This window comes from Promicromonospora sp. NPDC050880, from assembly GCF_044456525.1.
GTDB lineage: Bacteria > Actinomycetota > Actinomycetes > Actinomycetales > Cellulomonadaceae > Promicromonospora.
The window spans coordinates 66,765-80,462 of the sequence record NZ_JBITFV010000020.1; the positions used below are offsets into that span (position 1 = coordinate 66,765).

The following is a 13,698-nucleotide window of genomic DNA, read 5'->3' on the forward strand; positions in this document are numbered from 1 at the left end:
CCGGTGCCTGCAGGCTCAGTCGTCGGCCAGAGTGGCGACCACGCCGGCGCGGCTCTCGTCCTCGCTGGCCAGCACGCCGCCGTTGGCGACGATGTCCGGGGTGATCTCCTGGAAGACCATACGGACGTCCTGGCGGCGGGCGCCCAGGATCTCGACGGCGCTGTCGGCCACGGCCTGGGCGAACTGGCGACGCTGCTCGATCGTGCGGCCGCGCAGCAGCTCGACGGTGATGTTGGGCATGTCGTCCCTCCGGTGGCGGCCGCCCCCGCACCGACGGTGGTTCACGGGTGCGACCTGGATTCAGTGATGTGAACCACGGTACGCGGCGAGAAGGGGTGAGTCCATGGTTTCCGGCGATCAGTTCACACTCTTGACAACAGTTCCGCAGGCTGATGTGGTGTGCGAGCCGCCCGCAGAGTCGCGGGCCACCTCCAGAGCCGGGGAGCCAGCATGAACCGCACGACCGCCGTCCGCCGCGTGGCCCTGTCCGGGCTCGCCGCCACCGGCCTCGTGGCCCTCGGGGCGACGTCGGCCGCGGCCCACGTGACCGTCACGCCGTCCACCACGGCTGCCGGTGCCACGGCCGTCCTCGCGGTCGAGATCCCGCACGGCTGCGAGGGGTCGGCCACGACCGCGCTCTCCCTGCGGATGCCCGACGAGGTCACGGAGGTGACCGCCACCGACACCGACCGCTGGACGGTCGACCAGGATGCCGACGGCCTGACCTACACGGCGGCGGCGCCGCTCCCCGACGGCGCCCACGACGAGGTGGAGTTCTCGGTGCGCCTCCCGGACGACGCCGGTGCCACGCTCGTCTTCCCGGTGGTCCAGCGGTGCGAGCAGGGGGAGGCGGCGTGGACCGAGGTCGCCGGGCACGGGGAGGACCACGACGCGCTCGACCGGCCCGCACCGGTCGTGGTCGTGACCGCCGGTGAGGGAGGGGCAGCGAGCCCCGGAGCCGATCCGGACGGTGACCCCGAGGAGGCGAGCACGGCCGTGGCCGGCGGCGATCCGGGCGGTCCTGACCCCCTGGTCACCTTCGGCGGGGGCGCCGTCCTGCTCGCCGGTGTCGTGGCGGGCGCGGTGGCCCTGCTGCGCCACCGCCGACGCCCATGACACGCCGCGGCTCGGGCACCCGCCCCGGAGCAGGCACCCGCACCGGCGGCTGGCTGCTCCTGCTCGCTCTCGTCTGCGCGCTCGTGCTCGGCCCGGCCGGCAGCGCCGCGGCCCACGCGACCCTCCTGAGCACCGACCCCGCGGAGGGCGCCGTGCTCGACACCGCACCCGAGCGGGTCACGTTCACGTTCGACGAGTCCGTGATCGGCGTGCCCGCGGGGATCCGGGTGTTCGACGCCACCGGGGCGGAGCTCGACTCCACCGCCACGGTCCGCGGGTCGCGGCTCCTCGTCGACCTCGACGCGGAGGTCCCGGACGGCACCCTCGTCGTCCTGTGGCGGCTCGTCTCGGCGGACGGGCACCCCATCGGCGGTTCGCTCAGCTTCTCCGTCGGCGCCCCGAGCGACGTGGTGGACGTCCCGGCCACCGGGGCGGACGCCGGCACCGAGGCGCCCGTCGTGCTGGGCCTCGTCCGGGGTGCGGGCTATGTGGGCCTCCTCGTGGCCGCGGGCGTGGCGGCCTTCTCCGTCCTGTTCCTGCCCCGGGACCGCATCGCCGACCCAGCGCGCGCCCGGCTCCGGGCGGTCGCCCGGGCGGCCGCCGCCCTGGCCGCCGCCGGGTGGTGGGCGGCGGTGCCGCTGGTGGCGCTCTACCAGCTCGGCCTGCCCGCCTCCGCGCTCACCGAGGGCTCGACCTGGTCGGCGCTCGCGACGGCGGAGTACGCCGTCCCCGCCGGGGTGGTCGCCGGGCTCGCGCTGGCGACCGGGTCGCTCCCCGGCGCGGCCCCCGGTCGCATGCGGACCGTCCTGGTGACGGCCGGCTGCCTCGAGGCGGTCGCCGCCCCCGCGTTCACCGGTCACACCCGCGCCGCGACGCCCGAGGCGCTCGTGGTCGCCGTGGACGTGCTGCACCTGGCCGCCGGAGCCCTCTGGCTCGGCGGTCTGGTCGCGATCGCCCTGGTGCTCGGCGACCTCGCGCGGAGCGACGCCGGCGCCGTCGTGCTCGGTCGCTTCTCGACCTGGGCCGCCGTCCTGCTCGCGGTGCTCGTGGTCGCCGGGACGATCCTGGCCTGGCGGGTCGCCGGGAGCTGGGGCGCCCTGACCGGGTCGGGCTACGGCACCCTGCTCCTGGTCAAGGTGCAGGTCGCGGTGGTGGCGATCGGCATCGCCACGTGGAACCGGTTCGCGCTGCTCCCGCGCTTCCGGACGACGCCCCGCCGCCGCGGCCGCGGGCCCACGCCCGTGCCGCTGATCCGCACGGCGCTGGCGGAGGCGGCCGTCCTGGTGGCGGTCCTGGGCGTCACCGGGTTCCTGGTGGACCGGAGCCCCGAGAACCCGGCCACCGTGTCGAGCGAGGCGCGGGGCGTCACGGAGTCCGTGCGGCTGGGCGGCATCACGGCGCGGATCACCCTGGACCCGCCGGAGGTGGGCCCCGCCACCCTCACCATCACGATGACGGACGCGGCCGGCGACCCCGCGGAGGGCTACGAGGCCCCGCGGCTCAGCCTGACGTCCGGCGACGTGGAGCTGGGGGAGGTCGCGGTCAGCTCGCTCGGACCCGGCGTCTACGCCGGCGACGTCGTGCTGCCGACGTCGGGCGACTGGGACGCACAGGTGTCGCTGCGCACCACGGAGTTCGACAACCCGGTGGAGACGGTGACGTTCCGGGTGCCGTGAGACCCGGACCTGCCGTGCGCTCGCTGCGGGGTACGGAAGGTGCGCTTCTACCCAGCGATCTGGACCAGATCTCGTGGGGGTTCTGGTCCAGATCGCTGGGTAGAAGCGCACTTCACGGCGGAGGTCGGACGGGTGCGGCGGCGGGCCGTCCGCTGCGCTCGCCCGTCCGGGCCGTCGTCAGCCGCCGCTGACCGCGGGGCTCGTCTCGTGTCTCCGCGCCGCCCGGACCTGGTCGCCGTTGAGCAGCAGGTTGAGCAGAATGGCGCTGATGGCCCCGGCGCTGATGCCGGAGTCGAAGATCAGGCGGAACCACTCCGGCAGGTTCGCGTAGATCTCGGGCCGGACCGTCGGCAGCAGCGCGACGCCGAGCGACAGGGCCACGACGAGGATGTTCCTGCTGGTGAACGTGACCTTCGCGAGCGACCGGATGCCCGACGCCGCGACCATCCCGAACAGCGCGATCCCGGCGCCGCCGAGCACGGCGCTCGGCACCCCGCCCACGACGGCGCCCACCTTGGGCACCAGACCGAGCACGACGAGGATGGCGCCCGCCGCCGTCGCGACGAACCGTGAGCTCACGCCGGTCAGGCTGACCAGTCCCACGTTCTGCGCGAACGCGGTGTACGGGAAGGTGTTGAACAGGCCGCCCAGCGCGGTCGAGAGCCCGTCGGCCCGCAGACCGTCGGCGAGCCGCCGCGGCGTGACCGGGCGACCGGTGATCTCCCCGACGGCGATCATGTCGCCCGTGGTCTCGGTCATGATCACGAGGCCCACGACGAGCATCGACAGCACCGCGGCGACGGGGAACGTCGGGATGCCGAAGTGCAGCGGGGTGATCAGGGCGAACCAGCCGGCCTCACCCACTCCCGAGAAGTCGGCCTTGCCCATCGGTAGGGCCACGAGCGTGCCCGCGACCAGGCCCAGGAGCACCGAGACGCGCGCGACCGCGGGCGGCGCGAACCGCTCGACGAGGACGATGAACAGCAGCGTGCCCGCGGCCAGCGCGAGGTCCGAGGGCGCGGCGCTCGGGCCGTTGTTCGTGATCCACCCGGCCGCGACGTCCATCAGCGAGACGCCGATGACCAGGATCACCGTGCCGGTGACGATCGGCGGGAAGAACCGCAGCAGCACCGAGAAGAACGGCGCCACCAGCAGCATGAACAGCCCGCAGGCGATGGTCGCGCCGAAGACGGCGGTGATGTCGTACGTGGTGCCGATCGAGATCATCGGACCGAGGGCGGCGAACGTGACGCCCTGCATGATGGGCAGCCGGACGCCGAACCGCCAGAACCCGACCGACTGGATGATCGAGGCGATGCCCGCGACGAACAGGTCCGCGCTGATGAGGAACGCCAGGTCGGCCGCCGAGTAGCCCAGCGCCCCGCCGACGATCAGCGGGACGGCGACCGCGCCCGCGTACATCGCCAGGACGTGCTGCAGGCCGAGCGGGAACAGCCGCGTGAACCGCGGGACCTCGTCGACCGGGTGGACCGCGGGGGTGCTGGGTGGTGCGTCGGACATCGCCGTTCCCTCCGTCCCTGCGCCGGACCCGCCGGCGCGACTGCCGGTCAGGGTAGGGAGCGCGGGTTTCCCCGGCGATGAAGGCGTGTTTCTGTGCGATGACGTGGGCCGGGACCGTCAGGCCACGAGCCCCTCGCGGAGCACGGCCTCGGCCTGCCGGCGCAACGGGACCGCGACGTCGGGGTGCCGGCTGAGGCGGACCAGGCTCAGGTACTTGTCCGCCGCGGCGAGCCGGGCCACCGCCCCGGAGTACGTGGGCGGTACGGGCAGCTCCGCCCGGACCCGGGCCGCGACGTCGGGCCGCAGGACGGCGGAGCAGGCGAGGACGGCGGCGTCGTACCCGGCCGGTGCCCAGCCCCAGGTCTCCCAGTCCAGGATCGTCAGGCCGGGGGCGGTGAGGTTGCCGAAGTGCAGGTCTCCGTGGGCCACCTCCCAGTCGAGGCGGCTCAGGTCGATCTCGACGCCGAACGACGCCAGCAGCGAGGACCGGAGCGCGTCGGGACGCAGCACGGCGCGCCGGGTCCCGGTCGCGCGCCGCAGCGGGGCCAGTCCGGCCCGGAGCGCGTCCCACCAGGCGCCGGGCAGGTCGGCGTCGCGCCGGAGCACGAGCCCGCTGCCCACGGCGCGCCGGTCGACGTACGTGACGAGATCGGCGCGCACCACGTAGCCGCCGTCCGCCCACTGGGTGGTGGCCAGGTGCCGGGGCATCGGGATCTCGTCGAAGGGGGAGCCCGTCGCGGAGGCGATACCGTCCCAGAACTCCTCGGTGGTCCACTCGGGGCGCTGCGCGGTCACCCGCAGCCACGCCGGGCCCGAGGTCCGCACGGCGAGGGTGCGGTCGAAGTCCCCGCGCACGAGGTCGCCCTCGGGGCGCACCCCGAACCGTTCGGCGGCGTGGGCGAGGTGCTCGGCGAGCCGGTCCCGGCGTCCTGCGCACATGTGCTCCCCGTTCTGCCGCGGAAGGTCTCGATCCTGGCCGGGCCGGATGGCGCGGGCAAGTCGTGCCGGGTGGAGCGTGCCGGTCCGGGCCGCGGGCCGTGCCCGCCGGATCCCGGGCCTGGTGCGGGGAAGGTGCGTCTCCCGCAGCTCGGTTGCTCTGCGTAGACGATGTCTACGCAGAGCAACCGAGCTGACCGGCGGGGTCGGGGTCGGCGTTGGCCGCGGCGGGCGATGGAGCCGGGTCGGCGTCAGCCGCGGCGGGCGATGGAGCCGGGTCGGCGTCAGCCGCGGTAGGCGTGGGCCGCCGGGCCGGAGGGGTCCGGGCGGAGAGGGAGCGCCACCGCCCACCTGCGTACACCGTGCCCGTGGCCGACCACGCGGCGGTTCAGCAGGCCGCCAGCTCCTCCGGGGTCGGGGTGAAGCGGATCCAGTCGAACTGCGCCGTCAGCTCCGGGGTGGTCGCCGGGCCGCGGTAGGCGAACGGGCCGACGTCGGTCGCGGCGAGCTGGTCCGCCGGGGCGGCGCGGCCCAGGTTCACGAAGGTGATGCCGTCGATGCTGTACGACGCCGTCAGCCACTCGCCGTGGTGCGTGATCCGCAGCCACACGGTGTCGCCGGTCTCCGGCGGCGCCAGCGCCGAGTCCTCCGCCGTCCACGCGTTGTTCCGGTCGACGCCGTTGCTGCGCCAGACGAAGTCGAACCGCTTGCCGGCGTCGACGTGAGAGATGTCGATCCGCAGCGAGTTGGCGTCGTCGCGCCGCACGATCAGGCCGGCCTGCTGGAAGTTGACCTGCGGGTCCAGCGTGACCTGCGTGGTCACCTGCCAGGGCGCGTCCGGCACGGGCTGCAGCAGCAGCGGGGCCGACGTCGAGTTCCCGGCGTACGTGGGGATGTGCCACGCGCCGTCGGCCACGACGGAGCGGTCCAGGTCGCCGCGCACCGCCGTCGACCAGAGCGACCGGTCCAGCGCGGCGCCGTCGAGCTCGTCCGAGCCCGCGCCCGTGCACTGCGCGTACAGCGGGTCCTCGGGGTGGGTGTTGAGCGGGTCGCGGACACCGTCCGGGTCGAGCACCGCGTGCCCGATGGTGGTGTGCGACCGCTCGCCGTACTCGTAGATCAGGTGGGTGCGCCCGCGCTCGGTGACGATCTGCGGCGACGTCGCCCGCCCGGCCTCCGGGGGCGCCGGCTGCGGGACGAACAGCGGCTCGGGGTCGCCGACGTCGGTGAGGGTGCGGTCCACCGGCCGCGCGAAGATCGTGCCGACGGTGGCCCCGTAGACGATGTAGTCCTGCCCCTTCCACCGCCACAGGTCGGCGGCCGCCACGTTGGTGCCCTCGACCGGGCCCGGCGTGACGATCGGCTCCGGCTCCACCTCCCAGTCCCTGCCGTCGGGGGAGTAGGCCAGGTTGATGTGCCGCACGTTCGTGTCGTAGTTCGTCATGAACAGCATCGCCCAGCGCTGCGGCGACGACCGGTCGGGGTTGCGGAACACCCGCGCGTACGACGTCTCGGTGGCGTGCCGGCCCGGCTGGGCGGCGTCGACCATCTCGGTGGTGACGGCCTCGTCGCCGTAGTCGAAGGTGATCCCGTCGGTCGAGGTCGCGTAGCGGGTCACCGTGTTGTCGCCGTGGAAGTAGAGGTACATCTTCCGTTCGGCGGCGTTCCACACGGCGTCAGGGGAGGACACGTGGGGCACGTCGTAGATGCCCTCCCACTGGTTCGACACCACGGGGCTGCCCTCGTACTGGGTCCACGGACCGTCGAGGGAGTCCGCGTACATGAGGTTGATGCCGCCCGGGTCGTCGTGCGGCGCGTAGTAGACGTACCACTCGCCGAGCGGGTCGGACAGGTGCGCCCCGGCGTGGAACACCGACGGGAAGATGAACTCCTGGTTCGGGTTGTGGGGGAGCGTGTCGTCGAGCGGGTCGACGATCGCGCCGGTCGAGGTGAAGACCGGCAGCTCGGACCCGGGTGCCCCGGGGGCGGGCCCGGTCGCCGCCTGGGTCACGCCGGGGACCAGCGCGGCCGCCAGGGCGAGCGTGGCGCCGGCCAGTGCCCGGCGCGCGGTGCGGACAGCCATGGTGCGTACTCCTTCGTCGCGGTGAGACGTCACGTCGTCATGACGGCGTCAGCCTTCGGGCGGACCGGGACGGCGGTCAAGGGAGGTAATGAGACCCACCAACGAGCCCGGTGATAATGCGCCACATCGGGGCCCGGGTGCTGGCCGCGGCCCGCGTCGTGGCCGGGGGAGGCGCCCGGTGGACAGCTGCTAATAATGCGCATCATCAGATTGACCGCGCGCTCGGCCCCCGGTGAGACTCCCGGTGTCAACGATGACCCGACCGGGCGTTCGAGGAGGAGCCGTGCCACGTCGTCGCATCACCCAGACCGACGTCGCCGCGATGGCCGGCGTCAGCCAGGCGACCGTCTCGTTCGTGCTGAACGGCAGCACCCCGGCGGGCGTGCGCATCAGCGAGGAGACGCGCCAGCGCGTGCTCGACGCGATCCGCATCACGGGCTACACGGCCAACCCGGCGGCACAGCGCCTGGCGGGCGGGCTCGCCCAGATCCTCGGCGTGTTCACGTACGAGGCCACGTTCCCGCGCGCCAGCCGCGACTTCTACGGCCCGTTCCTGACGGGTATCGAGCACGCCGCCGAACGGCTGGGCGTCGACATCCTGCTGTTCACGAGCGCGCCCGTCGAGGACGGCCGTCGCAGGCTCACCCGGGAGGGCTGGCAGCGGCTCGGCGTGGCCGACGGCTGCCTGCTGCTGGGCCAGCACGAGCACCGGGGCGAGCTGCAGCACCTGCTCGACACCAACTACCCGTTCGTCTTCATCGGCAAGCGCGGCAGCGACGGCGGCCGGCTGCCCTACGTGGGTGCCGACTACGTGGGCGGCACCGTGCGGCAGATCGACCGGCTGGTGGCCCAGGGCCACCAGCGCATCGGCTACGTGGGCACGCGCGGCACCGACCAGCCCACGCTGGACCGCGTGGAGGGCTACCGCACCGCCATGAAGGCGCACGGCCTGACCACCCGGTTCGTCGAGCTCGACGACGTCGCCGCCACCGCCGCCGAGATCGCCGACCAGCGGTTCACCGCCGTCGTCGTGGCCCCGGAGAACTACCCCGAGGAGCTCGCCGACGAGCTCGAGCGGCGCGGCATGCGCGTGCCCGACGACGTGTCCGTGCTGCTGCTCGGCCAGCCCCACCACCCGCGGCGCGGCGGCCGGCAGTGGTCCGGCTTCTCCGTGCCCCGCGAGGAGATGGGCGCCCGGGCGCTGTACCTCCTCTCCCGGCTCGTCTCCGACGACGGCCCGCGGCGTGAGCGGGACGCACGGCGCCCGGCCGCCGTGACCGAGGCCGAGCTGCACCAGGTCCTCGTGTGCCCCGACGTCGAGGGCGCCACGGTGGCCCCTGCGCCCGGAGTCTCCCCGTGACCCGGCGCCCCGCGACCTACCCCCGAACCGACACCCACGACAGGACGGACCCCCGCGTGACCCCTCAAGACCTGCAGACCGACGTGCTCGTGGTGGGCGCCGGGCTCGGCGGCATCGCCGCCGCGCTGGCCGCCGCCGACCGGGGCGCCCGCGTCGTCCTCACCGAGGAGCACCCGTGGATCGGGGGCCAGCTCACGTCGCAGGCCGTGCCGCCGGACGAGCACCCCTGGGTGGAGCGGTTCGGCGTGACCGCCCGGTACCGCGCGCTGCGCGACGGCATCCGCGACGTCTACCGCCGCCGCTACCCGCTGACCGACGGCGCACGGGACCGGGCGGAGCTGAACCCGGGCGCCGGCTGGGTGTCCAAGCTGTGCCACGAGCCGCGGGTCGCCGTCGGCGTGCTGGAGGAGATGCTCGCCCCGTACCGCTCCTCGGGCCGCATCCGGCTGCTGGAGCGGGTGCGCCCCGTGGCGGCCACCACCGACGGCGACCAGGTCACCTCGGTGACGCTCCGCTCCGTCGTCAGCGGCGCGGACGTGACCGTCGCCGCGGCCTACACGGTCGACGCGACCGAGACCGGCGAGCTCCTGCCGCTGACCGGCACCGAGTACGTGACCGGGTTCGAGTCGCGGCACGAGACGGGGGAGCCCAGCGCCCCGGACGTGGCCCAGCCGGACAACGTGCAGGCCCTGAGCGTGTGCTTCGTCGTCGAGCACACGGACGGCGACCACACGATCGACAAGCCCGAGCGCTACGACTTCTGGCGCACCTACGCACCGGCCGCGTGGGGCGGCGAGCAGCTCCTGTCGTGGACGGCGCCCAACCCGCGCACCCTCGCGCTGGAGAAGCGCTCGTTCACCCCCAACCCGGGTGACGACCCGCTGGCCGTGGACGCCGACCAGTCCAAGAACGCCGGCGACGGCAACCTCTGGCTGTTCCGCCGCATCGCCGCGCGCGACCTGTACGAGCCCGGGTTCTACGAGAGCGACCTGTGCCTCGTGAACTGGCCGAGCATCGACTACTTCCTGGGTCACGTGCTGGACGTCTCCCGCGAGGAGGAGGAGGCCCGGATCGCCGACGCCCGGCAGCTCAGCCTCTCGATGCTCTACTGGATGCAGACCGAGGCGCCGCGGCCCGACGGCGGCACCGGGTTCCCCGGCCTGCGACTGCGGCCCGACGTCATGGGCAGCGCGGACGGGCTGGCCCAGGCCGTCTACCACCGCGAGTCCCGCCGCATCAAGGCGGTCACGACGATCACCGAGAACGACGTGTCCTACGCCGTGCGCGGCGACCGGGGCGCCACCCGGTACGCGGACTCCGTGGGCGTGGGCATGTACCGCATCGACCTGCACCCCTCCACGGGCGGCGACACGTACATCGACGTGCCGTCCACCCCGTTCGAGATCCCGCTGGGCGCCCTGCTGCCGCGGCGCACCACCAACCTGCTGGCGGGCAACAAGAACATCGGCACCACGCACATCACCAACGGGTGCTACCGGCTGCACCCGGTCGAGTGGAACGTCGGCGAGGCCGCAGGGCACCTGGCCGCGCACTGCCTCGCCACCGGCCGCACCCCGCACTCCGTCCAGTCCCAGCCGGACCAGCTCGCCGACTACCAGGCCGAGCTCGTCGCCACCGGCGTCGAGCTGCGCTGGCCGGACGAGGCCCACCCCTACTGACGCGGACGGCCTCCGCACGCACCGGCACACGCCGGCGACGCCCGTCGCCGGATCAGTCCAAAGGAGAACTGATGTCTGTACACCACACCCGGAACCGCAGGACGGCGGGTACCGCCGCCGTCCTCGGGACGGCCCTGGCCCTGTCCGCGTGCGCGGGCGGGAGCGACGCACCGGTCGGCGAGCCCGAGACGCCGTCCGAACCGGTCGACCTGCGCATGACCGTCTGGACGGCGGACGAGGCGCAGCTCGACCTCTTCCAGTCCATCGCCGACGCCTACGTGGCCGAGAACCCGGAGCTGGTCTCGAGCGTGACGTTCGAGACCATCCCGTTCGAGGACTACACCACCGCGCTGACCACCCAGCTCGCGGGCGGCAACGCCCCGGACCTGGCCTGGATCTTCGAGAGCAACGCCCCGGAGTTCGTCTCCAGCGGCGCGCTCGTGGACCTGCGCCCGGTGCTGGAGGGCACCGAGGGCTACGCGTTCGACGACCTCGTACCGAGCGCGCTCACCCTCTGGGAGGAGGGCGACGGCCTCTACGCCTACCCCTTCTCGAACAGCCCGTTCGCGATGTTCGTCAACACCGACCAGATCGCCGCGGCGGACCAGCCGAACCCGGCCGACCTGGTCGCCGACGGCGGGTGGACCTTCGACGCCGCCCGTGACATCGCCGCGGCCACTGCGGAGAAGTCCGGCAAGCAGGGTCTGGTGGTGCGCGACTTCGACTACCAGACGTGGGAGAACCTGGCCACGGTGTGGTCCGGGTGGAAGGCCGCCCCGTGGAGCACGGACGGCACTCAGTGCACCTTCACGGACCCGGCGATGGTCGAGGCCATGACCTGGTTCCACGACGCGGTGTTCACCGACGGCGCCATGCCGGCCCCGGGCACCACCGCCGACTTCTTCGCCGGTGACGCCGCGATGACGATCACCCAGATCAGCCGCGCCTCGTCCCTCGACGACTCCTTCGGCTGGGACGTCGTGCCGCTGCCCGCAGGACCCGAGGGCAAGCAGAACGTCGTGGGCCAGGCCGGGGTCGGGGTCTTCGTCGCGGGGGAGCACCCCGACGTCGCCGCCGACTTCCTCGCGTACTTCACGAACGCGGAGAACGCCGAGCAGCTCGCCGCGTACTTCCCGCCGCCTCGCCAGTCGCTGCTCAACGGCGACAGCCTCGCGGCCGCCAACCCCCGGCTGACGGCCGAGCAGCTGGAGGCCGTCGTGGTCGACGGCGTCGAGGACGCGGTGACCAAGCCGGCGCACAAGAACTTCGCCAAGCTGTCCGAGACCGTGCGTGCCGAGCTCGACTCCCTGTGGGTCGAGGACGCCGACGTCGAGGCCGTGCTGACCGACACCTGCGCGGCGATCACGCCGCTGCTGGAGGACTGATCGTGGCAACAGCGTCAGCGGCGGTGCGCCGCGACTGGCTCGTCGGGTACACCATGGTCGCCCCGGTGGTCCTGGGGTCGCTCGCCTTCGTCGTCCTGCCGCTCGGCATGGTGGTCTGGTACTCCCTGCACGAGTGGAACGTCCTGGCGAACACGTTCACGTTCGTCGGCGCGGAGAACTACCAGCGGATGGCGTCCGACCCGGGCCTGGGCGACGCCCTCGCGGCGACCGTCTGGTTCTCGATCGGGCTCGTCGTGGTGAACATCGCGCTGGCGCTGTTGCTCGCCGTCCTGCTCAACCAGAAGCTGCCCGGCACCACCACGTTCCGGACCTTCTTCTTCTCGCCCGTCGTCGTCTCGCTGGTCGCGTGGACCATCGTCTGGAGCTTCCTGCTCCAGGCCGACGGCGGCATCAACGGGTTCCTGTCGGTGCTCGGCATCGAGGGGCCGAACTGGCTGCGGCACCCCACCACCGCCATGATCGCGGTGATCATCGTGCAGGTCTTCAAGAACGTGGGCCTGAACATGATCCTGTTCCTGGCCGCGCTGCAGGGCGTGCCCGAGGAGCTGCAGGAGGCGGCCCGGCTGGACGGCGCCGGCGCGTGGCGCCGGTTCCGCTCCATCACGCTGCCGCTGATCAGCCCCACCATCCTGCTGGTCTCGATCATCACGATCGTGGGCTCGCTGGAGGTGTTCGCGCAGATCGACGTGCTCACCGGCGGCGGCCCCGGCACCTCGACCACGGTGCTCGTCTACTACCTGTACCAGCAGGCGTTCCGGTTCAACGAGTTCGGCTATGCCAGCGCCCTGGCGGTGCTCCTGTTCCTCATCGTCCTCGTCCTGACGCTGCTCCAGTGGCAGTCGCGCAAGAGGTGGGTCTTCCATGAAGTCTGACGTGATGCCCGTGACGACGCCGGGCCGTGCGCGGCCCGGCACCCGGGCCGTGCCGCCGGGCGCGACCCCGGCCGGGACCATGCCGGCACCCCGCCGGCTCGGCGTCCGGGCCCGCCGTGCCTGGACCCGCTGGCTGCTCGTGCTGGTCCTCGCCGTCCTGAGCGTGCCGTTCGTCTTCCCCACCTGGTGGATGGCGACCTCCAGCCTCAAGCCGATGAGCGAGATCCTGCGCCGCGTGCCGACCGTCTGGCCGCAGGACCCGTCGCTGGAGGCGTACGGCCGGGTGTTCACCCTGCAGCCGTTCGCGCAGCAGTACTGGAACTCGCTCTACATCGCGGTGCTGGTCACCCTCGGCACCATGCTCGTGGCGGCGATGGCGGGCTACGCGTTCGCGCGGATCCGCTTCCCCGGGGCCAACGCGCTGTTCGTCCTGGTGCTCGTGGGCCTCCTGGTGCCGTCGGAGGTGACGATCGTCCCGCTGTTCCGCATCGTCAACAGCCTCGGGCTCATCGACACCCACTGGCCGCTCATCGTGATCCCCGTGCTCGGGGCGCCCGCCGTGCTCGCCGTGTTCATCATGCGGCAGTTCTTCCTCGGGCTCCCCGTCGAGCTGGAGGAGGCCGGCCGGATCGACGGGCTCGGCCGCTGGGGCGTCTTCTGGCGCATCGCCGTGCCGCTGTCCCGCTCCGCGCTCGGCGCCGTGGCGATCTTCACGTTCCTCAAGTCCTGGAACCTCTACCTCGAACCCATCGTGTACCTCTCCAGCAAGGAGAACTTCACGCTCCCGCAGGCGCTCACGCAGTACGTCGACGCCTACGGCGGACCCATGTGGAACGTCCAGCTCGCTGCGACGACGCTCACCGTGCTGCCCGTCCTGGCCGTGTTCCTCGTGGCGCAGAAGCAGTTCGTGCAGGGCCTGGCGCACAGCGGTCTCAAGGGCTGACCAGCAGGCCGCTGTGTTGGGGGGGGGGGGGGGGGGCCCGGGGGGGGGGGGGGGCCGCCGGGGGGCAAAAACAGGTGGTTTTTTTGGGGGGGGGGGGGTTGCAGAC

At 73.1% G+C, this 13,698-nt stretch carries 11 protein-coding genes; 7 read left to right on the plus strand and 4 right to left on the minus strand.

What is annotated here, in order from left to right; all coding sequences use genetic code 11:
* Nucleotides 1-15: 15 nt before the first annotated feature.
* Nucleotides 16-240 (minus strand): 4-oxalocrotonate tautomerase family protein, encoded by a 225-nt coding sequence (locus tag ACIBBF_RS22905; protein ID WP_397417990.1) that lies wholly within the window; start codon nt 238-240, stop codon nt 16-18.
* Nucleotides 241-450: 210 nt separating this feature from the next.
* On the opposite strand from ACIBBF_RS22905, the gene ACIBBF_RS22910 reads away from it, so the two are divergent.
* Together ACIBBF_RS22910 and ACIBBF_RS22915 are read left to right on the plus strand one after the other, a co-directional pair.
* Nucleotides 451-1,116, plus strand: coding sequence for a YcnI family protein (locus ACIBBF_RS22910; RefSeq protein WP_397417993.1), 666 nt, complete (start codon nt 451-453; stop codon nt 1,114-1,116).
* Nucleotides 1,113-2,792, plus strand: a complete 1,680-nt coding sequence (locus tag ACIBBF_RS22915) for a copper resistance protein CopC (RefSeq protein ID WP_397417995.1) — start codon at nt 1,113-1,115, stop codon at nt 2,790-2,792. The genes ACIBBF_RS22910 and ACIBBF_RS22915 overlap by 4 nt, the downstream gene beginning before the upstream one ends.
* Nucleotides 2,793-2,969: 177 nt before the next feature.
* On the opposite strand, the gene ACIBBF_RS22920 is transcribed toward ACIBBF_RS22915, so the two are convergent.
* The 3 genes from ACIBBF_RS22920 to ACIBBF_RS22930 all read right to left on the minus strand — a co-directional run bounded on the left by ACIBBF_RS22920 (nt 2,970) and on the right by ACIBBF_RS22930 (nt 7,332).
* Nucleotides 2,970-4,313: a nucleobase:cation symporter-2 family protein gene (locus ACIBBF_RS22920; RefSeq protein WP_397417997.1), complete on the minus strand. Its 1,344-nt coding sequence runs from the start codon at nt 4,311-4,313 to the stop codon at nt 2,970-2,972.
* A 117-nt stretch (nt 4,314-4,430) separates the two neighbouring features.
* Nucleotides 4,431-5,252 (minus strand): phosphotransferase, encoded by an 822-nt coding sequence (locus ACIBBF_RS22925; RefSeq protein ID WP_397418000.1) that lies wholly within the window; start codon nt 5,250-5,252, stop codon nt 4,431-4,433.
* A gap of 385 nt (nt 5,253-5,637) precedes the next feature.
* Nucleotides 5,638-7,332, minus strand: a complete 1,695-nt coding sequence (locus tag ACIBBF_RS22930; RefSeq protein ID WP_397418002.1) for a DUF1349 domain-containing protein — start codon at nt 7,330-7,332, stop codon at nt 5,638-5,640.
* A gap of 283 nt (nt 7,333-7,615) precedes the next feature.
* Between ACIBBF_RS22930 and ACIBBF_RS22935 the strand changes: the two genes are divergently transcribed.
* From ACIBBF_RS22935 to ACIBBF_RS22955, 5 genes are all read left to right on the plus strand, one after another.
* The gene (locus ACIBBF_RS22935) at nt 7,616-8,692 is read left to right on the plus strand and encodes a LacI family DNA-binding transcriptional regulator (protein WP_397418004.1); all 1,077 of its coding nucleotides are present in this window, start codon (nt 7,616-7,618) and stop codon (nt 8,690-8,692) included.
* A gap of 56 nt (nt 8,693-8,748) precedes the next feature.
* Nucleotides 8,749-10,371 carry an FAD-dependent oxidoreductase gene (locus ACIBBF_RS22940; protein ID WP_397418006.1) on the plus strand — a complete coding sequence of 541 codons (1,623 nt, stop codon included), beginning with the start codon at nt 8,749-8,751 and terminating at the stop codon, nt 10,369-10,371.
* Between the two features lie 71 nt (nt 10,372-10,442).
* Complete coding sequence (locus tag ACIBBF_RS22945) at nt 10,443-11,756, plus strand: ABC transporter substrate-binding protein (protein WP_397418008.1); 1,314 nt, start codon at nt 10,443-10,445, stop codon at nt 11,754-11,756.
* A gap of 2 nt (nt 11,757-11,758) precedes the next feature.
* Complete coding sequence (locus ACIBBF_RS22950; protein WP_397418010.1) at nt 11,759-12,649, plus strand: carbohydrate ABC transporter permease; 891 nt, start codon at nt 11,759-11,761, stop codon at nt 12,647-12,649.
* Nucleotides 12,639-13,592: a carbohydrate ABC transporter permease gene (locus tag ACIBBF_RS22955; protein WP_397418012.1), complete on the plus strand. Its 954-nt coding sequence runs from the start codon at nt 12,639-12,641 to the stop codon at nt 13,590-13,592. The genes ACIBBF_RS22950 and ACIBBF_RS22955 overlap by 11 nt, the downstream gene beginning before the upstream one ends.
* Nucleotides 13,593-13,698 lie beyond the last annotated feature (106 nt).